The sequence below is a fragment of the Glycomyces artemisiae genome (assembly GCF_003002955.1).
Taxonomy (GTDB): Bacteria; Actinomycetota; Actinomycetes; order Mycobacteriales; family Micromonosporaceae; genus Glycomyces; species Glycomyces artemisiae.
Genome location: NZ_PVTJ01000006.1, coordinates 363,612 through 387,044 on the forward strand (window position 1 = coordinate 363,612; position 23,433 = coordinate 387,044).

Consider the following 23,433-nt stretch of genomic DNA (forward strand, 5'->3'; position numbering starts at 1 on the left):
GGCCGGGGACCCATCGCCCGGCCGGCCCGCGCCGTCTACATCAGCTCGCCGGTGTACCGGTTGCGGCGCACCTCGATCACGCCGAAGCGGATGCTGTGCGTGAACGCCCACTTCTCCCCGGGGATCTCCGCGGCCTGCTCCTTCACGGCCCTGCTCAGCAGCCGCTCCGGAATCCGCACCCCCGGGCCGCGGTCGACCCGCCGCACCCCGTTCGACGCCGCGATCCCCGCCGCGCCCATCGCGGCGAACACGCAGATCATCGGCGGCCAGGCGAACCCGCCGGTCGCGAACAGCACCACCGCCGCCGCGACGAATGCCGCCGCCAGCCCGAAGACCCCCAGCACGATCCCGTTGCGCCGCCGCTGAAGCCGCACGTGCTCCTCGGGCGCGGACACGAGCACCGGCAGCCGCAGCGAGCACTCGGGGCAGGGCAGCACGATCGACTCTGAACCGGTGTCGGGCACGTCGACCGACGCCGCGAGATCGATTCGGCTGCTGCGGATCATGTTGTCGTCGGCGTGGTAGATGGAGCCGTGGAGGTGGCCGACGACCACCGGTGTCGGGGTTGCCATTGCGGGGTTCCTCCATGGGGTCCGTTGCGGCGCAGAGGGGAGCGCGGCGATTCGCCCCACTCTAGAACCGGACCGGCTCCCCGGTCCAGTACGGATGGAGCAGCGGGCCGGCCGGGGCTCCACCAAGCCCCGACCGGCCCGCGCAGGGCCGCGCGCATCCTGGGGAGATGCGGGCCCTTCAGGCTCCGCGGCCCGCCCGAGGTTCAGTCGCCGGGCCGCGGAGCGCCTTGGGGGTCAGTCGGTATCGGGATCCTTGATCAGGGCCTCGCACTGCTGCATGATCCACGGGCACCACGCGTCGCCCTTCCAGGCGCGGCTCCACACCGGGACGTCCTCGGCGTCGTCGGTGAACCGGCAGCACTCGCGCGGGCCGGCGCCGTCGTCCACGTCCAGGAGGTAGTCGGTCACCCGGCCCGCACGGCCCGGATAGTCGGGGCCGAGATCGTAGAGGGTGAACACCGCAGGGCCCCTGCGGAAGTCGCCGAGATACCCGTCCACGCCGGGCTTGCCGTCCGAGCGGAGGTTGTACGGGTCGTCGCCCGCGACGACCGCCTCACCCATCACAAAACCGGGAGTCGTCGGCCGCGGCGAGGCGCGGCCGGTAGAACGCTCGGAACGCCTGCTCCTCCACCCACACTTTCGCCTGCGGCTTGAGCGTCCGCCAGAACCGGCCCCAGGTCGCTTTCAGGTCACCGGAGTTCAACCCCGACACCACCAGGACCACGTCGTCGCCAGCCGCCCCGGTGACCACCTGGAACGAGTCGGGCGCATCCGCACTCGACGCGATGACCGTATAGGAGCGGTAGTCGTCGCGAAAGCCCCCGACCGCATTTCGGTCGCTCATAGCACGCCTCCAATTCAGACTGTCGGCTTCCCGACACTTTCTCGCCCGACAGCCGGGCGACCTTCGATGAATCGAATCTATGCGTTTCCAAAGGGAGAAGGAAGATTCGACACCCGAGCAGTTCATGCAGGTAAGAGGCTTACGAAAGGCTTACCGGAAAGTTCTGCGCCGCAACCTTTCCGGTCCCCAATCCCCTATTGCCGACCGCAGAAGCGCTTGTGTACTGTCTCGTTACGGTCCGTTCCCACCAACGAACTCAGGGAGGCGCCATGCCGCTCGCAAAAGTCGCGGATTGGTATTACAAAGCCGAACTCGAAGCACTCGTTGCGGAGACCGACCTCACCAACGTTCAGATCGCCGCGGAGCTCGGCGTGAGTACCAGGACCATAACCAACTGGATTACCGGCGAGACTCGGCCGAAGGCGGGCATGGCAGCGATGCTCGCTCAGATCTGCGGCGCCAGCGAGAAGCGGATCCAGTTCCTGACCCATGTCATCAACCAGCTCGACAAGGGAACGGTCGTCTCTGACCTGGAGAAGCGGAACATCTTCATCGTGGAGCGAGCCGAGGCGACCTACGGCGAGTTCTGGAAGTTCGAATCCTGCTACATCCCTGGGCCCCTTCAAGACGAGCGCTACCACATGGAAGGACTGCCCGGCCACGGCGATCAGCCTATGACCCACTGGCAGAGGAAGCTCCGCCGCAAACTCACGCTCCGTCGTCGCAGGCCCCGCCCCGCGATGCGCTACCTCATTGGCGCGCAGGCGATCCGACATCTCGCCCGATGGGAGTGGGGCCCGGATTTCTTCGAGACACTGGTCGAGGAGGCCAACCAACAGAACTGCGAGATCCGGATTCTCGATGGTATTTACCGAGGCGCAGAGCACTCATTTGAGGTCTACCTGCCTGCCGGGCGGCAACAAGCGGGGCCAAGGTTCGTGTATGTCGAAACGTTTGACCAGAGCCGACACATTGAAGATGACATCAAGTTCGGCTTGTACCATAATCAGGTCAAGGAGTTGTGGTCATACGGAAGCCCGATTGGAAGGTCGCTGAATGACTGGGTTCACTAGCTGGCGAAAGAGCACCCGCAGCTCAGCTGCATCGGACAGCAGCTGCGTCGAGTGCCGCGTCACCTGGCGAAAGAGCACCCGCAGTGGCGCGCAGACCGACAGCAGCTGCGTCGAGGCCCGCCAGCACTCCGGCGAATTCCAGGTCAGAGACTCCAAGCTCGGTCACGACTCCCCCATCTTCGACCTCAGCACCCCCGACTTCAAGGCCCTCCTCAGCACCGCTGCATAACCGCCCTAAAGCTTCCGAAGGCCGCCGTCGCAATCCGCGACGGCGGCCCTCTGCTGCTGCGCTTCAGCTCTCGCGAGCGGGTTTCGGCTTGGCGAAGACCGGGACGAGGATCGCGGCCACCACGACGTGCATGGCGATGAGCACCGCGGTCGTGGCCGCGGTGGCCTCCGTATAGAAGGGCGGGACCATCTCGATCGCGAAGATGAGCCCCGCGCCGATGAGCCACAGCAGCACGGCCTTGCGAGGGGCGAAGCGGTCAAGGAGAGCGCGGGCGATCCACCCGAGGCCGCCCGCGAGGAGGGTCATGACCGCGGCGTTGGGGAAGCCGACCTCAATGGGGTCCTGGCCGGGGTTGGCGGCCAGCATGTCGACTCCGGCCGCCTGGGCGATCACAGCGGTGAGCCCGGCCGCGAGGACCGCGGCGACGAGGGCGATGAGGCGGGCACGCCAGACCGGCGCAGTCACAGTGTTATCTATTTTGGACATATGACGATCTCCACTGCCTTGGATTTCATTTCCGGGGGAACATCATCGAAGGTAGGTCCGGGGACGCCGGTCGCCAATCCGCGAGCGTCCTCGCTTCATGTCCGATCGTCCCGCCCCGGATAGGCTTCACCGATGGACGTGCTCAGCGATGTCATGACGGTGCTGCGGACCGGCAGGCCCTTCGCGGCCCGGTTCGCGAAGTCGGGGCCGTGGTCCGACCACCGGATCGGCCGCCCCAACGGATTCGGCGTGCAGCTCATGGTGCGCGGCACCGCGGTCGCGGTCACCGAAGGCGGCGAGACGTACAAGCTCGGCCCCGGTGACGCCCTGCTCGTCCCCCACGGCGCCGCGCACCTGGTCGCCGACTCGCCCGACACGCCGCCGGGGCCGCGGTGCGAACCGGGCCATGCGTTCCCCGGCGCGGTGCTCCGCTCCGACGACCCCGAGGCCACGCACGTGATCCTCTGCCTCGCATACGAACTCGCGCCGAACCGGAACCACCCGCTCATCGCGACGCTCCCCGATTTCGTCCACATCCCGGCCGACCCGGGCGAGCGGCCCGGGCTCGCCGGCGCGATCGCCATGCTCGACGGCGAGCTTGCCTCCGAGCAGCGCGGCGGCGACACGCTCGTTCCTGCGCTGCTCGACGCGGTCCTGATGTACCTGCTGCGCGCGCTCCTCGGCCCCCGCACCGTCGAATGCCGCTTCGCGGGCTGGGCGACGGCCTTGGCCGACAAGGCGGTCGGGCCCGCGCTGGAGGCGATCCACGCCGCCCCGGCCCGCCAGTGGACCGTCGCGTCGCTCGGCGAGGTCGCCGGGCTGTCGCGCTCGGCGTTCGCGAAGCGGTTCACGGAGCTGGTCGGGCAGCCGCCGCTCGCGTACCTCACTTCGTGGCGGCTGACGATGGCCGCGCGGCTCCTCGCCGACACCGAGGCGCCCCTGGCGTCGATCGCGCGGCAGGTCGGCTACGGGTCGGAGTTCGCGTTCGCCGCCGCGTTCAAGCGCGACTTCGGCACCCCGCCAGGGCAGTTCCGCAAGCAGGCGCCCGCGTGCGACCCGGGCGCCGAGCCGTTCCGGCGCGAGGCGGTCGCGGTCTGAAACCACCCGGGCGCCGCCCCGCTCCGATACGCTCCCGCGCATGGGAGTGCGGATGAGCGGGCGGATGCGGGCGAGCCGGGCGTGGCACGGGGCGCTGTTCGCGATCGTGCTGGCGGCGTTGGTGACGCAGGTGGTGCTGGTCGTGCAGGGTGGAACCGACGTGAACGCCGCCGAGGGCGCCGGGGACGCGGACCTTCAGGAGCGGCTGATCCGGCTGTTCTCCTACTTCACGATCCAGAGCAACATTCTCGTGCTGGCCGCCTCCGGGCTCCTCGCCGCGGACCCGAAGCGCGACGGGCGGGCGTGGCGGGTGCTGCACCTCGACGCGCTCCTCGGGATCGTCATCACCGGGATCGTGTTCGCGCTGATCCTCGCGCCGCTGGTCCACCCCGTGGGCGTGGCGTGGTGGGTGAACGCGGCGTTCCACTACGTCAGCCCGGTCGCGTTCCTGCTCGGGTGGCTGGTCTTCGGGCCGCGCGGGCAGGCCGACGGGCGCACTGCGTGGCTGGCGTTCCTGTGGCCGGTCGCGTGGATCGCCTACACGTTCTGGCGCGGCCGCGAGACCGGCTGGTTCCCGTACCCGTTCCTCGACGCCGCCGAGCTCAGCTGGACGCGGGCCGTGCTCAACACGGCCGGAGTGCTCCTCGCCGCGCTGCTCCTCGCGGCGCTCGCGCAGCTGGTGGACCGGCTTCTCAAGCCCGCTTCCGCGCCCGCAAGGCGATGACGACGACCGGGATCAGCAGGGCCGCGCCGATCCACAGCACCGAAGTCGGGCCTGAGCCGTCGACCACGAAGCCGCCCGCGAACGAGCCGGCGGCGATCGACAGGTTGAACATGACGGTGTTCAGCGAGGTCGCGATCTCGACCTCGCCGGGCTCGGCGGCGTTCATGTACCAGGTCTGCACGGCCGGGGACACCAGGCCGTAGCCCGCGCCCCACAGGATGAGGACCGCGGCGGCCGAGAACAGGTCGCCGACGGCGAACGCCATGAGCGCCATGCCGAGCGCCATCATGACGCCGAGCGCGGCGAGCGTGCCCTTCAGGTGCTTGCCGATGAGCGAGCCGGAGGCGACGGTGGCGATGAGCGCGGCCGCGCCGAACACGAGCAGCAGGCCCGAGACCCGCGAGGCGGCGAGGCCGTTGGCCTGGAGGATCGGGCTGATGAACGTGTAGGCGATGAAGTGGCCGGTGACGATGAAGAACGTCAGGGCCAGGCCCGTGCGCACGGCCTTGTTGCGGCGCACCAGGTTCGGCAGCGACGCGAACGAGACCGTCGTCTGCGACGGGAGCTTCGGCACGAGCAGCGCGATGGCGGCCATCGCGGCCAGCGCGAGGACCATGAGCGCCAGGAGCGCTGCGCGCCAGCCGTAGTGGTCGCCGATGAGCGTCCCGGCGGGGACGCCGAGGACGGTGGCGGCGCCGATGCCGCCGTAGACGGCGGCGGTCGCGCGGGGCACGTCGCGGGCGGGGACGAGGCGCAGGGCGATGCCTCCGGCGACGGCCCAGAACGCGCCGATGGCGACGCCGACGAGGACGCGGGCGGTCAAAAGCGTGCCGAAGGTGGTGGCGGTGGCGGCGCCGACGTTCGCGCCCGCCACGAGCAGGGCGAGGCCCAGGAGCACGAGGCGGCGGTCGAGGCGGCGGGTGAGGACGATGCTCAGGGGCGCGGCGACGGCGGCGACGAGGCCGGGGACGGTGACCATGAGCCCGGCGGTGCCTTCGCTGACGCCCAGCTCGGCGCCGATCGGCGTGAGGAGGCCCACAGGGAGGACTTCGGAGGTCATGACGACGAAGACGCCGAGGGAGACGGCGGCCACGGCGAGCCACTGCTTCGGGGTCGCGCGCTCGGGCGCGGCGACGGAGGTGGCGGTCGCGGAGGAGAGGGGGCGGTCGAGGGTGGTCACGGCGGCGCTCCAAGCGGTTCAGAGTCGGTTCTCGGCAGGACCCTTGCGGGTCGTATTGCCGGAACCGGTCCACCACTCGGTCCGCGCGCAGGCGATGCGGGAGGCGTCCGTACAGGGGCCGCGGCCTGCGGGCCGAAGCCGGGGCGCTGAGGGCCCCTTGGCGGTGTACGGGCGTTTGCCCTGGCCGGAAGCGCGTTGTACTTCCGGGGCGTCGCCTGCTTCTACGGTACCAGCGTCCGGGGACACACCGCCCGTTCGAACGGCGGTAGCGTTCACCACCGGACGGGACGGCCGCCTCTCCCCGCGAGCGGGGTGGCGGGCCCATGACAGACTCGTCCTGCGCCGCACGCAGCGCGCGCACGTTCATGGAAGGAATCTCGGGCGCATGTCAGCAGAAGGCGGCACCAAGGCGATCGTCGCGGCCCTCGCGGCGAACACGGGCATCGCTATCAGCAAGTTCGTGGCGGCGGCGATCACCGGCTCGGCGTCGATGCTCGCCGAGGGCGTGCACTCCGTCGCCGACGCGGCCAACCAGGTCCTGCTCCTGATCGGCGGCAAGGCCTCCCGCAAGGCCGCCAGCCCCGCGCACCCGTTCGGATACGGGCGCGAGCGCTACATCTACGCGTTCATCGTCTCGATCGTCCTGTTCTCCATCGGCGGCGTGTACGCGCTCTACGAGGGCTGGCACAAGCTCCAGGACACCGAGCACGGCCTGGAGACGCCGCTCGTGGCCGTCATCGTCCTGCTCGTGGCGATCACCCTGGAGTCGTTCTCGCTGCGCACGGCGGTGAAGGAGTCGAACGCGGTGCGCGGCAAGCAGTCCTGGGTCAAGTTCATCCAGGGCTCCCGCTCCCCCGAGCTGCCCGTGATCCTCCTGGAGGACATCGGCGCGCTCGTCGGCCTCGTGCTCGCGCTCCTGGGCGTGGGCCTCACCTGGATCACCCACAACTCGGTCTTCGACGCCCTGGGCACCATGAGCATCGGCGTGCTGCTGGTGTGCATCGCGATCGTGCTCGCCATCGAGATCCGCTCGATGCTCATCGGCGAGTCCGCCACGCAGGAGGACATCTCGGCCATCGAGGGCGCGATCAAGCAGGACGGCACGAGCACCCTCATCCACCTCAAGACCCTGCACGTCGGCCCCGACGAGCTGCTGGTCGCCGCGAAGGTCGGCATCGACCGCACCGAGACCGGCGCGCAGGTCGCCGCCGAGATCGACGCGGCCGAGGCGCGCATCCGCGCCGCCGTGCCCAAGGCGAAGCTCATCTACATCGAGCCGGACATCCAGCGCACCGAGGCTTAGGCTGCGGTCATGGCGAAACTGGTGCTGGACCTGCACGACATCTACAACAAGGGCGACCAGATCGAGAAGGCGCTGCGGGACGTGATCGAAGAGGCGGTCGCGAAGAAGATCGACCTCGTCGAGATCATCCCCGGCAAGGGCTCGGGGCAGCTCAAGAAGAAGGTGCTGCGGTTCCTGGACCAGAAGGACGTCAAGGCCATGTACCACCGGGTCGACAAGGACTCGAAGAACTTCGGCAGGCTGTTCGTCCACTTCCAGCACAAGGACAAGCGCAAGAAGCGCTAGGGACGCCGACGGCGGCGCGGTCCTCCTCCCCAGGGGCCGCGCCGCCGCGCTGTATTCACCTGTCCGGCCTGTGGCGCCCCTGCCGGGCGCCGGCCGGGGTCAGTCGACCCGGTCGCCGTCGGCGCCGAGGACCTCCAGCAGCCGCAGTACCGGGACCCGGTAGCTGTGGCCGATTCGCAGGACCTGGACGGGGAAGTCCCCGTCCTTCGCCAGCCGGTACGCGACCGTCCGGCCGATCCCCAGGATCTGCGCCGCGGTCTCGACATTGGTCATCACGCCGAGCTGCTTGACTCGGTCGACCGTCCAGATGTCGTCCATGGTGGCGACACTCGAAGGCCCCACCTTCGCATTCGGTGTCATGTTCGTCCTCTCCGGCGTCCCGCGCCGACACGGGGTGCATCGGCGCGATGGTGCCAAGGACCAGTCGAACCCACGCGGCACGTCCGAGTCCAGAGCGGCGCGCCGGTTTTCACTCTTACGCGTGGTGTGCGCGTCCTCACCGGATGAGAGACCGTTTGGGCGCGAACGGGATTCATTCCCATCAACACCCCTCCCGACCTGGGCGGACCGAGTGTTCCCACTCTGTGACCTTGCGAGATGCAAACGAGACCGAGGTAGGTTAGCCTTACCTACATGCCAGATGACGCAGGCTTGAACGGCCGCGCCCTCCGACTCGCCTACTTCGGCGACACCGTCGTCCACGACGCCGACATCGAGCTGCGCGGCGGCGAGGTCACGGCGCTCCTGGGGCCCAACGGGTCCGGGAAGTCCACCCTCCTGCGCTCCCTCGCGCGCCTCCACCGGCCCGACGCCGGAACCGTCGACTTCCCCGACGGCACCCAGGCGGCCGCCTTGAGCCCCAAGGAGTTCGCCCGCCGCGTCGCCCTCCTCTCCCAGTCCCGCCCCGTCCCCGGCGGCATCCGCGTCCTCGACGTCGTCGGCTACGGCCGCCACCCCCACCGCGGCCGCTGGCGCCACGGCGACCCCGACGGGCCCGCGAAGATCCAGCGCGCCATGGAGATCTGCGGCGTCGAGCACATGGCCGAACGCGGCATGGAGGCCCTCTCCGGCGGCGAGCGCCAGCGCGTCTGGCTCGCCTCCTGCCTCGCCCAGGACACCGCCGTGCTCCTCCTCGACGAGCCCACCAACCACCTCGACCTGCGCTACCAGGTCGAGATCCTCGACCTCGTGCGCGACCTCGCCGACGACCACGGCACCGCCGTCGGCGTCGTCCTCCACGACCTCGACCAGGCCGCCGCGGTCGCCGACCGCGCCGTCCTCCTCCACGACGGCCGCGTCAAGGCCGCCGGGACCCCGGCCGAGGTCCTCACCGCCGAGAACCTCACCGCCGCATACGGCATCGACATCCGCGTCGACGCCGACCCCGCGACCGGCCTCCTCACGGCCCGGCCCATCGGCCGCCACCACTCCCGCAGGCTCGCGGGCACCACCACCGAATAGAAGGAAACCCGATGCGCAACGCCCTCAAGACGTTCGCCGTGCCCACGGCACTGGCAGCGGTCCTCGCCGCCTCCGCCTGCGGCACCACCGAAGACGACGGCGCCGACGGCGGCGCCGACACCGGCGGACCGGTCTCCGTCACCGACTTCCTCGGCCGCACCGTCGAACTCGACGCCCCCGCCGAGAAGGTGGTCGCCCTCGAATGGGCCGAGGTCGAGATCAGCGCGAGCCTCGGCGTCATGCCCGTCGGCGTCGCCGACCTGGAGGGCTACAACACCTGGGTCGGCGCGGCCGTGCCCCTCGACGACTCGGTCACCGACGTCGGCACCCGCCAAGAGCCGTCCATCGACGCCATCGCCGGGCTCGGCGCCGACCTCGTCATCATGGAGAGCGACGACGAGGACCTCATCGCCTCCATCGAGGAGTTCGTGCCCGTCCTCGTCACCGAGGGCTCCAGCGAGACCGACAACCTCGACCGCATGCACCGCGACGTCGACATGATCGCCGAGCTCACCGGCAAGACCGACGAGGCCGACGCCCTCTGGGCCGACTTCGAGGCCAAGATCGCCGACACCGAGGCCGCCATCGAGGCCGCCGGGACCGGCACTGTGCCGTACCTGTACGCCGACGGCTGGGCCGAAGGCGACGCCGTCACCGTGCGCCCCTTCGGCGCCACCTCCCTCGTCGGCTCCCTCGGCACCGCCGTGGGCCTGGAGAACGCCTGGACCGGCGAGACCGACGGCGTGTGGGGCCTGGGCGCCACCGACCTCGAAGGCATGGCCCAGTACACCGACACCGAGCTGAAGTTCATCTGGAACAACGCCGACGGCGGGAACATCTTCACCGACGGCGTCGCCGGGAACGCCATCTGGGAGAACCTGGCGTTCGTGAAAAACGGCACCATGTACGAACTGCCCCACGGCGTCTGGACCTTCGGCGGCCCCAAGTCCTCGGAAGCCTTCCTCGACTACTTCGCCGAGGTCTACGCCAGTTGAGCACCCTGAGCTCGCCGGCGCGACCGGAGGCTCCGGCCCCGAGGGCCCCGCGCCTCCTTCCTACCGCGGCGGCCTTCACCCTCACGGTCGGAGCCCTGGTCGCGCTGGCGGCCCTCCACCTCACGCAAGGCACCTCCGAGGTGGACGCCGGAGACCTGCTCGCGCTGGTCTCCGGCAGCGCCGATCCGGGCGTGTGGCACGTCCTCGAAGGCGCGCGCCTGCCCCGCCTCGCCGGGGCGGTCCTCGTCGGGATCGCCTTGGGCGCTTCGGGTGTGCTCCTCCAATCGGTGGCGCGCAACCCGCTCGCCAGTCCCGACACGCTCGCGGTGAACGCCGGAGCGTACCTCGCCGTGACCGCGGTGGCGGCCTTCGGGATCACGCTGCCGTTCGTCTCCGGGCTGGGCGTGGCGTTCGTCGGCGCGCTCTTGACGGCGGGCCTGGTGCTCGCGCTCTCGGCGGGCGGCGGCGAGTCCGCGACGACCCGCCTGATCCTCGCCGGATCGGCGACCGCGATGGCCGCGAACTCCCTGGTGTCCCTGCTGATCCTGCTGTTCCAGGAGGAGACCACCGGCCTGTTCGCTTGGGGCTCAGGCAGTCTCAGTCTCGCCGGGTTCCACTCGATGGCCCAGGCCGCGCCGCTCGTCGTGCTCGCGGTGGCCGCCGCGATGCTGTGGGCGCCGCGCCTGGACCTGCTGCGCCTCGGCGACGACACCGCTTCGAGCCTCGGCGTCCACGTGCGGCGCACCAGGACCGTCGCCGTCCTCTGCTCGCTCCTCCTCGCGGCGTGCGCGGTCACGATCGCCGGACCGATCGGCTTCGTGGGCCTCGCGGCTCCGGTGATCGCCCGCCAGATCGCGCGGCGCTTTCCCGCTCTTCTGGCCCATCGGGTCCTGATCCCCTTCAGCGCCTTGTGCGGCGCGCTGGTCATCGTCGGCGCGGACCTCGCCGTCCGCGCGATCCTGGGCGCCGACAAGAGCATCGAGATCCCCGTGGGCGTCACGACCACGCTCCTCGGCGCGGGCGTCATGGTCTGGCTGGCCCGAACGGTCACCAGCGCAGGCTCGGAAGACCGCCCGGCGATCCTCCACGGCGCCGCCAACCGCAGCCGCCTCGCCTTCCTCCTCATCCTCGGCGGCCTCGCCGCGGCGTCCCTCGGTGCGCTCTTCGCGGGCATGCTGTCGGGCGACACGATGCTCCTCGGCGGCGACCTGGTCAACTGGGTCGCGGGCAAGACCGGCGCGAGCTACACGTGGATCATCGAGCAGCGCTACCCCCGCGTCCTCGCCGCGATCCTCGCGGGCGCCGCGCTCGCTTGCGCTGGCGCGGTCACTCAGGGCATCCTTCGCAACCCCCTCGCCGAACCCGGCCTCCTCGGCGTCACCGCGGGCGCCGGCATCGGCGCGGTCACCCTGATCACTTGGGCCCCTTCGTCAGGCGCGTGGGCCATCACCGGTGTGGCCGCGGTGGGCGGGCTGGGCGCGTTCGCGCTCGTGTACGCCCTCGCCTGGCGCGGCGGCCTCGACACGTCCCGCCTGGTCCTCGTCGGCATCGGCGTCTGGTCGATCGGCATGGCCGCGATCACCCTCATCATCCTGGCCTCGGACCCGTGGAACACGCCCAAGGCCATGACCTGGCTCTCCGGCACCACCTACGGCCGCACGGCCGACCGCCTCATCCCCCTGCTGGCGGCCCTGGTGGTCGTCCTCCCCCTGATCATCGCCCACCGCAAGGAGATCGATCTCCTGGCGCTGGACGACGACACCCCGAGAACGCTCGGCGTCCGCCTAGAACGCACCAGAATGCTTCTGCTGGGAGCGGCTGCCGTGTTGACGGCCGCGGCAGTGGCCGTCGTCGGAGTCATCGGCTTCGTAGGCCTGGTGGCACCGCACCTGGCGCGCGGCCTGGTCGGCAGCCGCCACGCAAGAGTCCTCCCGGTCTCGATCCTCCTCGGGATACTCCTGGTGAGCCTCGCGGACACGTTGGGCCGCACCGTAATAGCTCCGGCTCAGATCCCGGCGGGCCTGGTCTGCTCGCTGATCGGGACGCCGTACTTCATCTGGCTGCTGTGGAGGACCCGCACCAGGAGCGCCTGAATTGGGGCGGGATTCACCAGGGGTTCACCGGCGGGGTCGAGGATCGATCCGACCGTTGAACCCCTGCTCTTTGGAGGTCCCGTGCCCTCACGCCTGCTCGCCCTCACCGCCGTCGGCGCGGTCGCCGCCCTGGTGGCGTCCCCCGTTCAAGCCGCCGAGCCGGTCACCGCGATCCTCGAAACCCCCGCTCTGTGGTCCGAGGACGACGCCGACGCCGACGACCCCGCGATCTGGGTGAACGAAGCCGACCCCGCCGACAGCCTGGTCATCACCACCGCGAAAGAGGCCGGCCTCTACGTCTACGACTTGCAGGGCAACGAACTCCAGCACATCGACCCCCGCCCGGCCCCCGGCGAGGACGACGCCCCCGGCCGCTACAACAACATCGACCTCATCGAGAACTTCAAACTCGACGGCGAACGCGTCGACCTCGCCGTGGCCTCCGACCGGGGCATGGACAACCTGGGCATCTTCAAGATCGAAGACGGTCAGCTGGTGGACGTCACCGATGAGAACGCGGGAACGATCTTCACGGACTCCCAGGAGGAGATCAACGGGGAGCACACCGCGTACGGCCTGACGACCTGGCAGTCCCGAAGCGGCGCATACGCCCTGGTGAGCAGAAACTCGGAAACGGAAGTCGCGCTGCTGAAACTCGTGGCAGAGAACGACAAAGTCTCGTGGCAGAAGATCCGAACCCTGGAACTCCCCGCTTCCTTCGAGCTCCCCAACGGGGATGACTGGACCACCTGCGACGACCCGGGCCAGTACGCCCAGGTGGAAGGCATGGCGGTAGACGAGGCGACCGGCACGGCCTACCTCGGCCAGGAACTGGTGGGCATCTGGAAGGTGAGCGCCGACCTCAAGGGCGAGCCCGAACTCGTCGACACCGCAGTCGAATTCGGCGTCCCGGGCGTCTACAACCCCGACACGGACGAGTGCGAATACGGGCCCGACCCCGGCTACGGCGGCGACGTCCTCCACACCGACATCGAGGGCCTCACCATCTACTCCACCGGCCACGGCACCGGCTACCTCCTCGCCTCCTCCCAGGGCGACAACACCTACGCCGTCTACAACCTCCGAGGCTCCAACAACTACCTCGGCTCATTCTCGATCTCCGACGGCGCAGTCGACTCAACGCAACACAGCGACGGCGCCGACGTCGTCAACGTCCCCCTCCCCGGTTACCCGGGCGGCCTCCTCGTCGTCCAAGACGGCGACAACACCCCCGAAGGCACCGACGAATCCTCCACCAATTTCAAATACCTCGCCTGGCAAGCCGTAGCCGAAAACCTCGACCTCCGAACCAACTGCACCCGTCGCTAGCACCGAGAAACGGCCGCCCAGTCCGATGGACCGGGCGGCCGCATCATGTCCGCTTACAGCAGGTGGCGGGGCTGGGTTCGGTCGAGGAGTTCGCAGTGGGCGAGGCGCCAGCCGTGCTGGGTGGCGGTGAACGAGAACGTCATGGCGAGGTGGGAGCGGCCGTTCTCGACCATTGCGACGACTTCGGCGGTGGTGGCGGTGGGCAGGGTGGCCTTGCGGACTCGGACCTGGCTGAAGTGGCCGGGGACCCGGCGCCGCACCCGCGCGAACGCGGCCCAGCCTTCGTCGGTGGCGAAGAGGCGGGCTTCAGATGCGGGCTTGCGGCCGGTGAGCACGTTGAGGAAGAAGCAGGAATAGGAGACGGCTTGGCGCGGGTTCGGAGCGATCTCTTTGCGGCAGTGCATGGTTCCTCCAGGTCGACCGATGGGAGTCGTTGCAGGAGAATGTAGAGGCGACGCTAGGTGAAGTCAACAACACCCAAAGTGACTGGAACGCCCCGCGATTCCGATTTTTGTCAGACTCGAACGACGAGCGTCGCTTGTAGACGCAGACGTAAGCGACAAGCGCCCAGCAGTAAACGATTCGGCTTGCGGAACCCTACAAAAACCGGAAACTTCGCTTCAGCGTGTCGCCCAAGCGCTATCGCGGCATTCGAGCGACGATCAGGTCCCGGTTGATCGCGTGGTCCACCCGGTGCTCGAAGTCCAGGTAAGGAGCCGCGTCCAGTACTTCCATCCCCGCGGCCTCCAGCATCTCGGCCATCTCCGAGCGCTCGGTCATGTACGTGTTCCAGGACAAGCCCATCGCGCCGCCCGGCCGCAGCAGCTCGGCCCAGACCGGGATCGCGGCCTCCAGCAGCTCCGTGGGCCGCCGCGACAGCTCCCGGGTCTCCCGCACCGCGGCGTGCTGCACGCCGTACGGCACGTCCGCCACGATGAGGTCGAAACTCCGCCGCCGGTAGACCTCGCCGCTGCGCAGCGTGTCCGCGTTGACGATCTCGATCACCTGCGTCTCGCCCGCCCGGTGCAGCTCCTTCGTCACCGCGAACTCCACCCGGGTCTGCTGGCCGACGCCGCGGCCGTCCCGCTTCACCCGGCTCGTCAGCGCCTTGTGCTTGAGCCGCTTGTCCTTCAGCCACCGCTGGATGAACGCCCCGTACGCCTCGAAGTCCCGCTTGTCGACTTCCACCCCATACGCGTCGAACCCGTACATCGCGGCCTGATTGAGCGTGGTCCCCCGCCCGCACATCGGATCGAACACCTTCAACCCGCCCGCGAGGATCCGCTCCGCCCCGAACGCACTCGCCGCCGTCACGTTCAGCAGCAGCTTCGTGAACTGCTCGTTCGTCTTCCCCGCGTACTTCAGGATCGACACCAGGTCGTCGTCGTACCGGTCCATCCGCTGCACCGGAATCGGCTCCAGCATCGTCCCGTGCACCTCGAACAGCGCGAACAGCCCCGACACGTTCGACAGCAGCCGCACATCCCGCCCGCTCAGCGACCCCGACCTGAACACCAGGTACGGGACCCCGCCGAGCACCCGCTCCTCGACCCCCTCGACCGCCCCATCCAAGGCCCCCAGCCCCAGCACGGCGATCTCATTGGCCACCATCCGCACCGCACTCCGGGCGAACACCCGGTTGGCAGAAGGGGCGATCAGCATGGCGTACTGCTGCATTCTCGACGTTCCTAGCGGTCCTCACGGCGGGCACGGGCGCAGACGAATATAGCAGCGCCCGGACAACGAAAAACCCGGCTTCCTCATCCGAGGAAACCGGGTCCTTCACGTGGTAGCGGGAGGCGGATTTGAACCACCGACCTCCAGGTTATGAGCCTGGCGAGCTACCGAGCTGCTCTATCCCGCGTCGGTATGTAAAGAGTACATCATCCCTGAAACCACCTGCCACAGCGGGTTCGGTGAGGGGGGTCACGCGGTGTTCACCTGGGGTCGGGGACCCGGCCCCGGGGAGGGGCCGGGCCGGGGCGCTAGAAGCCGAGGCGTTCGAGCATCTTGGGGTCCTTCTGCCAGTCCTTGGCGACGCGGACGTGGAGGTCGAGGTAGACGCGGCCGCCGATGAGCTGGGCGATGCCCTTGCGGGCCTTGGTGCCGACACGCTTGAGGCGCTCGCCGCCCTTGCCGATGACGATGCCCTTCTGGGAGGAGCGCTCGACGTAGATCTCGGCCCAGATCTTCTTGCGCGGGCCGCCGTCGGAGTCCTCGTCCTCGACGTCCTCGATGACGACGGCGAGGGAGTGGGGCAGCTCGTCGCGGACGCCTTCGAGGGCGGCCTCGCGGATGAGCTCGGCCATCATGACCCGCTCGGGCTCCTCGGAGATCATGCCGTCCGGGTAGAGCTGCGGCGACTCGGGCAGGTGGCCGGAGAGGACGCCGACGAGCTCGTCGAGGTTCTCGCCGGTCTTGGCCGAGACCGGGACGATGTCGGCGAACTCGCCGAGGGCCGCGACGTTGGTGAGGTGGCGGACCAGCGCGTCCTTCGAGACGAGGTCGATCTTGGTGACGACCGCGACGACCTTCGCGCCGAGCTTGGCGATCTCGCCGGTGATGAACTTGTCGCCGGGACCGGGCTTCTCGTTGGCGGGCAGGCACAGGCCGATGACGTCGACCTCGGACCAGGTCTGGCGGACCAGGTCGTTCAGCCGCTCGCCCAGGAGCGTGCGGGGCCGGTGGAGGCCCGGCGTGTCGACCAGGATGAGCTGGGAGTCCGGGCGGTGCAGGATCGCGCGGACGACGTGCCGGGTGGTCTGCGGCCGGTTCGAGGTGATCGCGATCTTCTGGCCCATGATCGCGTTCGTGAGCGTGGACTTCCCGGCGTTCGGGCGGCCCACGAAGCAGGCGAACCCTGCGCGGAACTCGTTGCTAGGCAAGACGGTTCACCTCTTTTCGGATGACCGAGTACGCGGCCACGTCGCTGCTGATGTCTCGTGCGGCCCGCAGGCCCTCGCCGTCCGCCTCGACGCCGAAGACCACGGCCGCCTCCAGCGCCTCCGCGCCCGCCGCGAACGCCTGCGCGACCGCCGCCTGGAGCGCGGTCAGCCGCAGGGACGGCAGGTCCACCGCCGCCGAGGCGTAGGTGCGGCCGATGCCGTCGCGCACGGCCGCGCCGGTGGTCTGCGAGACGCGCCCCGCGGCCCCGCGGGCCAGCGTGACGAGTTTCGCGTCCTCGGCGTCGAGGTCGTCGACGTGCAGGTCAGACATTGAGTTCGTGCCTTTCGTCAGTGGAGGTCGGAGACGCCGCGTCGTCGGCTTCGGGCAGCCGCGCGACGCGCACCGTCTCGATGCGGTTGCGCCGGCCCACGGTGCCCTCGGCGGTGAGCTCCAGGCCCGCGAGGCGGGCCCGGTCGCCCGCGAGCGGGACCTTCCCGAGCTCGGCGGCGAGAAGACCCGCGACGGTGTCCACGTCGACCTCGGGCAGGTCGACGTCGAAGAGCTCGGCGAGGTCCTCGGGCGAGAGCCGGGCCGTGACGCGCGCGGTGCGGTCGTCGAGCCAGGCGACGGGCGGGAGCTCCTGGTCGTACTCGTCGGCGATCTCGCCGACGATCTCCTCCAGGATGTCCTCGATGGTGACGAGCCCGGCGGTCCCGCCGTACTCGTCGACGACGCCCGCGATGTGGATGCGGGCGGTCTGCATCTCGCGCAGCAGGTCGTCGACGGGCTTGGAGTCCGGGACGATCGAGACGGCGCGCATGACCTCGCCCACGGGCGGGTTCGCGCCGTCGTCGAGGCGCACCAGGTCCTTGAGGTAGACGACGCCGCGCAGGTCGTCGAGGTCCTCCCCCACCACCGGGATGCGGGAGTAGCCGGAGCGGAGCGCGACCTGCTTGGCCTCGTCCGCGGGCGTGTCGGCGCCCACCCACACCATCGCGGTGCGCGGCACCATGACCTCGCGGACCACGGTGTCGCCCAAGGCGAACACCGAGGCGATCATGTCGCGCTCGTCGTGGTCGACGGTGCCCTGGGCCTCGGCGGCGTCGACGAGTTCGCGGATCTCGATCTCCGAGGTCGCGAACGGCCCTTCGCGGAAACCCTTGCCGGGCGTGAGCGCGTTGCCGAGGAGGATGAGGACCTTCGCGAGCGGCCCCAGCGCGGTGCCGAGCATCGACACCGGGCCCGCGACCGCGAGCGCCACCGGGTAGGCGTGCTGGCGGCCCAGCGTGCGCGGGTTCACGCCGATGACGACGAAGGACACGACGGTCATGACGGCGGCCGAGACGCCGACCGCCGTCCACGAGTCGTTCCAGGTGTCGAACGCGATGACCGCGACGATCGCGATCGCCGCCGCCTCGCACGCGAGGCGCAGCAGGATGAGCAGGTTGAGGTGCCCGGGCAGGTCCTCGGTGATCTTCACCAGCGATTCGGCGCCGCGGCGGCGCTGCTCGGCGAGCTCGGCCGCGCGGGCCGGCGAGACCGCGGTGAGGGCAGAGTCGACCATGGCGGCGGCCCCGGCGACGACGATGAGCGCGACGGCGGCTGCCAGCAGGGTGTACGGCATCGGGGCCTAACTCTCCGCCGAGGCCGTGCGTCTGGCCCGCCAGGAGTCGAGCAGCCGGTTCTGGAGGCCGAACATCTCCTTGGCCTGCTCCGGTTCGGCGTGGTCGTAGCCGAGGATGTGGAGCACGCCGTGGACGGAGAGCATGTGCATCTCGTCGGCGGTGGAGTGCCCGGCGTCCTTGGCCTGGGCCTCGGCGACTTCGGGCGAGAGCACGAGGTCGCCGAGGATGGGCGTGCCCGGCTCCGAGGAGTCGGGGCGGGCCGGCATCGCGTCGTCCATCGGGAACGACAGGACGTCGGTGGGCCCGCTGCCGCCCATCCAGCGCTTGTTCAGCTCGGTCATGTGCTCGATGTCGACGATGAGCACCGAGAGCTCGGCGAGCGGGTTGACGCCCATCTCCAGGAGCGCGAACTCGGCGACGGCCCGGATGCCCGCTTCGTCGACGTCGCGCCCGGACTCATTGATGATCTCGATGCCCACGGTTCCCTCGATGCCCTTTCCCGGCGGGTGCGCGATGGCCGTCCTTCGCGGCGTCCCACTTCTCGTAGGCGTTCACGATATCGCTGACGAGCTGGTGGCGGACGACGTCTTCCGCCCGGAGCGTGGCGAAGTGCACGTCCTCGACGCCTTCGAGGATGTCGCGGACCACGCGCAGCCCGGAGGTGGTGCCGCCGGGCAGGTCGACCTGGGTGACGTCGCCGGTGACGACGATCTTCGAGCCGAAGCCGAGGCGGGTGAGGAACATCTTCATCTGCTCGGGCGTGGTGTTCTGCGCCTCGTCGAGGATGATGAACGCGTCGTTGAGCGTGTTGTGGGTCACGAGGTAGTCCTCAGTGACGTAGAGCGAATCCTCGGCCGCGACCTGGATGCACACCGCCTCCTCTTCGCCCGCGTACTCGATCGAGTCGATGAAGCGCATCGGACGACCGCCGCCGGTGGCGCGATACTTCGCCGCCTTGCGTTCCAGCCGGAACGGTTCGATGCCCTCCGGCAGGCGTATGTCGATGATGTGCGCATCCTGGCGGTGCTCGACATCCCGGCCTCTCGCACTGCCCGGCTTCCGGCCATCAGCGGGCCTGCGGCGGCTGTACGCGATGCCGCCGAGCGACTGCACAAGCTCGGTCACGTGGTCACGGAGGACGATGGAGGTGGTCGTGTACTGGATCCGGCACGTACGACCGGACTGAACGACCGGCCCGCCGTCGGAATCGAGCAGACCCTGAAGCAGTGCCAGACGGGTCGCCGAGGAATTGAAGCGGTAGATTTCCGGAATGTCCTTGTTATGGGACATCGTCCCGAGGAGTTCGAGTTCACGAAGGGCCTTGGTCACCGGATTGACGATGGTGACGACATCGCCTGACGAGGCGACGCGGTTCAGGACGTAGTCGGGGCCCGACTTGTGCCGTACCTGCACACCTGGCAGCGCTGCTTCAAGCGCTTCGGCGAGTTCCGGGTCAGCTGTACTGAAACTGGGCGTAGTCGTACCGGTCAGGCAACCGTCGCCGAGGAGCAGGCCGAGAGCGTAGGGATCCATGGGGACCTCGCGTTCAGGGAACTCCACAGGCTTGCTGACCAACGGCAGCTCGTACTTGCGCTGGTGATGAACCCGGAGATCGTCGATCATCTCCTGGGTTTCGAGGATCCGGTGGGGCTTGCCGCGACGCTTGTCTGCGGCGGTTTTGACCGCCCACAGGTGCTCTGCGCAGGCGAGCACCGAGGCTCCGTCCTGGGCGGTGACCCGGTACATCTCCTTCTTGCCCTGGGGGTAGACCCCGAGTACCGGCGTCGGTTCCCCGTTGGAGCCGACCACGAGGTCACCGACTTCGAGGTCGCCGATCTCGCGCCAACCGTCGGGGGTCAGTACGTTGGTGAAGACCGCATGCGCCCTCCCGCGCATGAAGGCCAGCGGCGCGACCTCGATCGTGCCGGACTCCATGAGCTTCGGGATCGAGCCCGGGTCGATCATGTCGTGCAGCGCGTCGTACAGCGGGCGCAGGTACGGGTCGATCTTCTCGAAGAGCGTGCCGGGCAGGAACCCGAGCCGCTCGCCGGCCTCGACCGCGGGGCGGGTGAGGATGATCCGGCTGATCTCCTTGGCCTGGAGCGCCTGGACGGCCTTCGCCATGGCGAGGTAGGTCTTGCCGGTGCCGGCGGGGCCGATGCCGAACACGATCGTGTTGTCGTCGATCGCCTCCACGTAGCGCTTCTGCCCGATCGTCTTGGGGCGGATCGCCTTGCCGCGCTTGGAGACGATGTTCTGCGTGAGCACGTCCACGGGGCGCTCGCCGGGCGCGGACTTGAGCATGTTCTCCGTGCGCCGGATGATGTCGGGATCGACGTTCTCGCCGTTCTCGATCAAGGCGAGCAGCTCCTTCACGAGTCGTTCGGCGGCGCGCGGCGCCCCGTTGATGCCGGTGAGGGTGATGGTGTCCCCGCGCACGTGGAGGTCGACGCCGGGGAAGCGGCGTTCGATGTAGCGCAGGTTCTCGTCGGCGCGGCCCAGCAGTGCCATGAGCGCGCTCTGGTCGCCGACGGTGATCGTGGACGTGATCGTCGAAGAGTTGTTGACGTTGTCAGAGCGGTCGGTCATAGGCTTCGCCGCGAGGGCTGTTCGCCACCTGCTTCCTCAAAAGAGACTTCGAGCGGCCCCTCGGGAGCCGCGGTTTCCATGCCCCAATGGTAGTTCCTGCCTGCGACAAGGGACAGCGGGTAAACGGGGCGGCGGTGTGATTTCATCCCGCCAGCAGCGGTTCGAACGCTTTGCCGCCGAGCACGTGGAAGTGCACGTGGAAGATGGTCTGCCCGGCCTCGGCGCCGGTGTTCGCGAGGAGGTTCCACCCGGTCTCGGCGATGCCCTCCGACTCCGCGACCTCGGCCGCGACGGTCAGGACCTCCGCCGCCAGCGCGGGGTCGGCGGCGGTGAGCTCGGCCGTGTTCGCGTAGTGGTCCTTGGGCATGACCAGGACGTGCACGGGGGCCTTCGGGTACAGGTCGCGGAACGCGAGCACGCGCTCGGTCTCCTTCACCTTCTTGGAAGGGATCTCGCCCGCGGCGAGCTTGCAGAAGATGCAGTCGGTGTCGGTCATCCGTGGATCGTAGTACCGGTCACTCGAAACGCACGTCGGCCCAGCCGATGATCGCAGGTTCGTGGGGGTCGGGGTGGTCTGAGGACGCGACTTCGACTTGGAACCGCACCCGACCGGTCTCGCCGAGCGGAATGTCGAACGCCTCAGCGCCGTCGCCGTAGGCGAGCGTGGCGGTGAACAGTGGCTCCTCTGACTCCGGAACGGTGAGCACCGAGAACTTGACCACCATCGTGTCGTCGGTCGAGCGGTCGTCGATCCCGGCGAGCCCTGTGAGCCGGACGGCATCGTTCGGGACCACGAAATCGAGATAGGCCATCGGCGGGGTCGAGTTGCCGCCGCGTTCCATATCGCATTGAAATCCCTCGAAATACTCCTCGCCGTCGATCTGGAGCGTGGAAGGCACCCATGACTGGTAGTTCTCGCAGTACTCTTCCGAAACCGCTTCATCGAGAGCCACATACGCGCCTTCACCCTCGCTTCCGACGGCCGGCCCGCCGTCGGTGCCGGCGTCGGTCGTCGAGTCGGTGGTGGGCGTCGCGGCGAGGTCGTCCTGGAGACGGTCGCGTTCATCCGACAGCGACGCGATCTCGGAGTCGAGTGCAGCGATCTGGTCGGCGAGCGAGGCGGCCTCATCCCGGGCCTCATCGCGCGACGTACCTGCGAAGATCGCGAGTGTGAGGCTGAGGATGGCCGTCGCGAAGGCGATCACATCCGCGAAGAGCCGCCAGCGCAGGGGCTTTCGCCGGGGCTTGGGCGGGGCCGTCTGGAGGGGCGGCTGGGAGGTCTGGGGCGGAGGGGTATTCGGGTCGAACATGGAGACTCCTCGGGGGTCAGGAGAGTCTCACAATGCTACCCGGACAAGACAAATGGGTGTGTCCTGAATTACCAGCGGCCGAGGCGGGCCTGGAGGACCGCGAGGGCCGCGGGGCCCGCGGTGGAGGTGCGCAGGACGGTGTCGCCGAGGCGGACCGGCTCGCCGAACTCGGAGAGCGACGCGAGCTCGTCGGGGCTGATGGAGCCTTCGGGGCCGATGACGAGGGCGATCTCACCGGAGGTGGACAGCGGGACCTGCGAGAGCGGGAGGGTGGCCTCCTCGTGGAGGACGAGGACCTGCGCGGCCGTGCGGAGGCGCTGCACGAGCTGCTTCGTGGTGTGCAGCTCGGCGACGTGCGCGAGGTGGGCGCGGCGGGCCTGCTTGGAGGCTTCGCGGGCGGTCGCGTCCCATTTGGCGCGGGCCTTGTCGCCGCGCGGGCCCTTCCACTGGACGATGGATCGCGATGCGGCCCAGGGGATCACTTCGTCGACGCCGATCTCGGTGAGCATCTGCACGGCGCGCTCGCCCCTGTCGCCCTTGGGGAGGGCCTGGACGACGGTGAGCTTCGGGTCGGGGTCGGGGAGCGTGCGGTTGTCGAGGACGTCGAGGCGCAGGAGCCCGCGCTCGGCGTGTGCGACGCGCGCGGCGGCGACGCCGCCGGAGCCGTCGGCGAGGAGCAGGGTCTCGCCGGGCTGGAGGCGCTGCACGTCGGCGGCGTGGTGCCCTTCGGGGCCGTCGAGGACGTAGTCGCCGGGGGCCGGGAGGGCGTCGACGAGGAAGACCGGATCGCTCACCGGGCCAGTGTAGTGCGCATTCAGCGGGTGAAGTCGACGGCGCGGTCCCAGCGGAGGCGGCCGGTGATCTTGCGGTAGAGGGCCGGGTCGCCGATGCGGCCGAAGGCGTGGTCGAAGCGGCGGCGCGGGAGGTGGACGGGGGCGAGGTCGACCCAGCCGTCCTTGTCGGCGGGCGGGTCCCAGCGGTTCGCGGGGGCGGCGACGCGCCATTCGGCCTCGCGGGGCTCCTGGGTGGTGCATTTGAGGACCCAGTACCCGCGGCCGGAGTAGCCGATGACGAGGACGGGGCGCTCCTTGGAGCGGCGCGGCTCGTCCTCGAAGGGCACGTCGGCCAGCCAGCGCTCGCCGGTCTGCGGGCCGCCGGGCGGCGGGGTCGCGTCGAGGCGGGGGCCGCCCGCGGGGGCGGTGCGGCGGCGCAGGTACACGGCGAGGGCGACGAGGCCCGCGACGATGAGGAGGGCGAGGAGCACAAGGGTGGCGGGGTCGAGGCTGATCACGGGGCCGCAGTGTAGCGGAGCCCCGCCTCCCGACCGCTGGAGCGGGGGACGGGGCTCGTC

The 23,433-nt window shown here is 69.6% G+C and carries 27 protein-coding genes and 1 tRNA gene; 10 read left to right on the forward strand and 18 right to left on the reverse strand.

The window, feature by feature from the left end:
• Nucleotides 1-35 precede the first annotated feature (35 nt).
• The 3 genes from B0I28_RS17400 to B0I28_RS17410 form a co-directional block, all read right to left on the reverse strand.
• The gene (locus B0I28_RS17400) at nt 36-572 is read right to left on the reverse strand and encodes a hypothetical protein (RefSeq protein ID WP_146148142.1); all 537 of its coding nucleotides are present in this window, start codon (nt 570-572) and stop codon (nt 36-38) included.
• 234 nt (nt 573-806) lie between these two features.
• Nucleotides 807-1,133 (reverse strand): hypothetical protein, encoded by a 327-nt coding sequence (locus B0I28_RS17405; RefSeq protein WP_106365095.1) that lies wholly within the window; start codon nt 1,131-1,133, stop codon nt 807-809.
• Nucleotides 1,126-1,416, reverse strand: a complete 291-nt coding sequence (locus B0I28_RS17410) for a hypothetical protein (RefSeq protein ID WP_106365096.1) — start codon at nt 1,414-1,416, stop codon at nt 1,126-1,128. Before B0I28_RS17410 ends, B0I28_RS17405 begins: the two co-directional genes overlap by 8 nt.
• 269 nt (nt 1,417-1,685) lie before the next feature.
• Between B0I28_RS17410 and B0I28_RS17415 the strand changes: the two genes are divergently transcribed.
• Nucleotides 1,686-2,489 carry a helix-turn-helix domain-containing protein gene (locus B0I28_RS17415; RefSeq protein WP_106365097.1) on the forward strand — a complete coding sequence of 268 codons (804 nt, stop codon included), beginning with the start codon at nt 1,686-1,688 and terminating at the stop codon, nt 2,487-2,489.
• The gene (locus tag B0I28_RS17420) at nt 2,473-2,718 is read left to right on the forward strand and encodes a DUF397 domain-containing protein (RefSeq protein WP_106365098.1); all 246 of its coding nucleotides are present in this window, start codon (nt 2,473-2,475) and stop codon (nt 2,716-2,718) included. Before B0I28_RS17415 ends, B0I28_RS17420 begins: the two co-directional genes overlap by 17 nt.
• A gap of 63 nt (nt 2,719-2,781) precedes the next feature.
• On the opposite strand, the gene B0I28_RS17425 is transcribed toward B0I28_RS17420, so the two are convergent.
• Complete coding sequence (locus B0I28_RS17425) at nt 2,782-3,183, reverse strand: DUF6069 family protein (RefSeq protein ID WP_106365099.1); 402 nt, start codon at nt 3,181-3,183, stop codon at nt 2,782-2,784.
• A gap of 153 nt (nt 3,184-3,336) precedes the next feature.
• Between B0I28_RS17425 and B0I28_RS17430 the strand changes: the two genes are divergently transcribed.
• Both B0I28_RS17430 and B0I28_RS17435 read left to right on the forward strand, forming a co-directional pair.
• A complete protein-coding gene (locus B0I28_RS17430) occupies nt 3,337-4,302 on the forward strand; it encodes an AraC family transcriptional regulator (protein WP_106365100.1) in 966 nt (321 codons plus the stop codon).
• A 40-nt stretch (nt 4,303-4,342) separates the two neighbouring features.
• Nucleotides 4,343-5,026, forward strand: a complete 684-nt coding sequence (locus tag B0I28_RS17435) for a Pr6Pr family membrane protein (protein WP_146148143.1) — start codon at nt 4,343-4,345, stop codon at nt 5,024-5,026.
• Here the strand turns inward: B0I28_RS17435 and B0I28_RS17440 are convergent.
• Nucleotides 4,995-6,206, reverse strand: a complete 1,212-nt coding sequence (locus tag B0I28_RS17440; protein ID WP_219926822.1) for an MFS transporter — start codon at nt 6,204-6,206, stop codon at nt 4,995-4,997. The genes B0I28_RS17435 and B0I28_RS17440 overlap by 32 nt on opposite strands.
• A 385-nt stretch (nt 6,207-6,591) precedes the next feature.
• Here B0I28_RS17440 and B0I28_RS17445 point away from each other — a divergent pair, with 385 nt between their 5' ends.
• Nucleotides 6,592-7,509: a cation diffusion facilitator family transporter gene (locus tag B0I28_RS17445; protein ID WP_106365102.1), complete on the forward strand. Its 918-nt coding sequence runs from the start codon at nt 6,592-6,594 to the stop codon at nt 7,507-7,509.
• A 9-nt stretch (nt 7,510-7,518) separates the two neighbouring features.
• Nucleotides 7,519-7,794: a Smr/MutS family protein gene (locus B0I28_RS17450; protein WP_106365103.1), complete on the forward strand. Its 276-nt coding sequence runs from the start codon at nt 7,519-7,521 to the stop codon at nt 7,792-7,794.
• A gap of 99 nt (nt 7,795-7,893) precedes the next feature.
• Here the strand turns inward: B0I28_RS17450 and B0I28_RS17455 are convergent, their stop codons facing one another.
• Nucleotides 7,894-8,112, reverse strand: coding sequence for a helix-turn-helix domain-containing protein (locus tag B0I28_RS17455; RefSeq protein ID WP_106365104.1), 219 nt, complete (start codon nt 8,110-8,112; stop codon nt 7,894-7,896).
• A 315-nt stretch (nt 8,113-8,427) separates the two neighbouring features.
• Here B0I28_RS17455 and B0I28_RS17460 point away from each other — a divergent pair, with 315 nt between their 5' ends.
• The 4 genes from B0I28_RS17460 (at nt 8,428) to B0I28_RS17475 (ending at nt 13,672) form a co-directional block, all read left to right on the forward strand.
• Nucleotides 8,428-9,255 (forward strand): ABC transporter ATP-binding protein, encoded by an 828-nt coding sequence (locus tag B0I28_RS17460; RefSeq protein WP_106365105.1) that lies wholly within the window; start codon nt 8,428-8,430, stop codon nt 9,253-9,255.
• An 11-nt stretch (nt 9,256-9,266) separates the two neighbouring features.
• Complete coding sequence (locus B0I28_RS17465) at nt 9,267-10,250, forward strand: ABC transporter substrate-binding protein (RefSeq protein WP_106365106.1); 984 nt, start codon at nt 9,267-9,269, stop codon at nt 10,248-10,250.
• 5 nt (nt 10,251-10,255) lie between these two features.
• Nucleotides 10,256-12,343, forward strand: a complete 2,088-nt coding sequence (locus tag B0I28_RS17470) for an iron ABC transporter permease (protein ID WP_425433447.1) — start codon at nt 10,256-10,258, stop codon at nt 12,341-12,343.
• An 81-nt stretch (nt 12,344-12,424) separates the two neighbouring features.
• Nucleotides 12,425-13,672: a phytase gene (locus B0I28_RS17475; protein WP_106365108.1), complete on the forward strand. Its 1,248-nt coding sequence runs from the start codon at nt 12,425-12,427 to the stop codon at nt 13,670-13,672.
• Nucleotides 13,673-13,725: 53 nt separating this feature from the next.
• On the opposite strand, the gene B0I28_RS17480 is transcribed toward B0I28_RS17475, so the two are convergent.
• From B0I28_RS17480 to B0I28_RS17535, 12 genes are all read right to left on the reverse strand, one after another.
• Nucleotides 13,726-14,076, reverse strand: coding sequence for an Rv3235 family protein (locus B0I28_RS17480; protein WP_106365109.1), 351 nt, complete (start codon nt 14,074-14,076; stop codon nt 13,726-13,728).
• Between the two features lie 235 nt (nt 14,077-14,311).
• Nucleotides 14,312-15,334 carry a TRM11 family SAM-dependent methyltransferase gene (locus B0I28_RS17485; RefSeq protein WP_219926823.1) on the reverse strand — a complete coding sequence of 341 codons (1,023 nt, stop codon included), beginning with the start codon at nt 15,332-15,334 and terminating at the stop codon, nt 14,312-14,314.
• 125 nt (nt 15,335-15,459) lie between these two features.
• Nucleotides 15,460-15,536 (reverse strand) — tRNA-Met (locus tag B0I28_RS17490).
• A 121-nt stretch (nt 15,537-15,657) separates the two neighbouring features.
• Nucleotides 15,658-16,557 (reverse strand): GTPase Era, encoded by a 900-nt coding sequence (era, locus tag B0I28_RS17495; RefSeq protein ID WP_106365111.1) that lies wholly within the window; start codon nt 16,555-16,557, stop codon nt 15,658-15,660.
• Nucleotides 16,550-16,888: a cytidine deaminase gene (locus B0I28_RS17500; protein ID WP_106365112.1), complete on the reverse strand. Its 339-nt coding sequence runs from the start codon at nt 16,886-16,888 to the stop codon at nt 16,550-16,552. The genes era and B0I28_RS17500 overlap by 8 nt, the downstream gene beginning before the upstream one ends.
• On the reverse strand, nt 16,881-18,182 hold the full coding sequence (locus tag B0I28_RS17505) for a hemolysin family protein (RefSeq protein WP_106365113.1): 1,302 nt from the start codon (nt 18,180-18,182) through the stop codon (nt 16,881-16,883). The genes B0I28_RS17500 and B0I28_RS17505 overlap by 8 nt, the downstream gene beginning before the upstream one ends.
• 6 nt (nt 18,183-18,188) lie before the next feature.
• Complete coding sequence (ybeY, locus tag B0I28_RS17510; protein WP_106365114.1) at nt 18,189-18,662, reverse strand: rRNA maturation RNase YbeY; 474 nt, start codon at nt 18,660-18,662, stop codon at nt 18,189-18,191.
• On the reverse strand, nt 18,640-20,772 hold the full coding sequence (locus tag B0I28_RS17515; RefSeq protein WP_106365115.1) for a PhoH family protein: 2,133 nt from the start codon (nt 20,770-20,772) through the stop codon (nt 18,640-18,642). Before B0I28_RS17515 ends, ybeY begins: the two co-directional genes overlap by 23 nt.
• A 142-nt stretch (nt 20,773-20,914) precedes the next feature.
• Nucleotides 20,915-21,268 carry a histidine triad nucleotide-binding protein gene (locus tag B0I28_RS17520; RefSeq protein WP_106365116.1) on the reverse strand — a complete coding sequence of 118 codons (354 nt, stop codon included), beginning with the start codon at nt 21,266-21,268 and terminating at the stop codon, nt 20,915-20,917.
• Nucleotides 21,269-21,287: 19 nt separating this feature from the next.
• Nucleotides 21,288-22,082 (reverse strand): hypothetical protein, encoded by a 795-nt coding sequence (locus B0I28_RS17525; protein ID WP_106365117.1) that lies wholly within the window; start codon nt 22,080-22,082, stop codon nt 21,288-21,290.
• Between the two features lie 68 nt (nt 22,083-22,150).
• Entirely contained in the window at nt 22,151-22,876 is a 726-nt protein-coding gene (locus B0I28_RS17530; protein ID WP_106365118.1) for a 16S rRNA (uracil(1498)-N(3))-methyltransferase, read from the reverse strand.
• 20 nt (nt 22,877-22,896) lie between these two features.
• Nucleotides 22,897-23,373: a hypothetical protein gene (locus B0I28_RS17535; RefSeq protein ID WP_106365119.1), complete on the reverse strand. Its 477-nt coding sequence runs from the start codon at nt 23,371-23,373 to the stop codon at nt 22,897-22,899.
• Between the last annotated feature and the right edge of the window lie 60 nt (nt 23,374-23,433).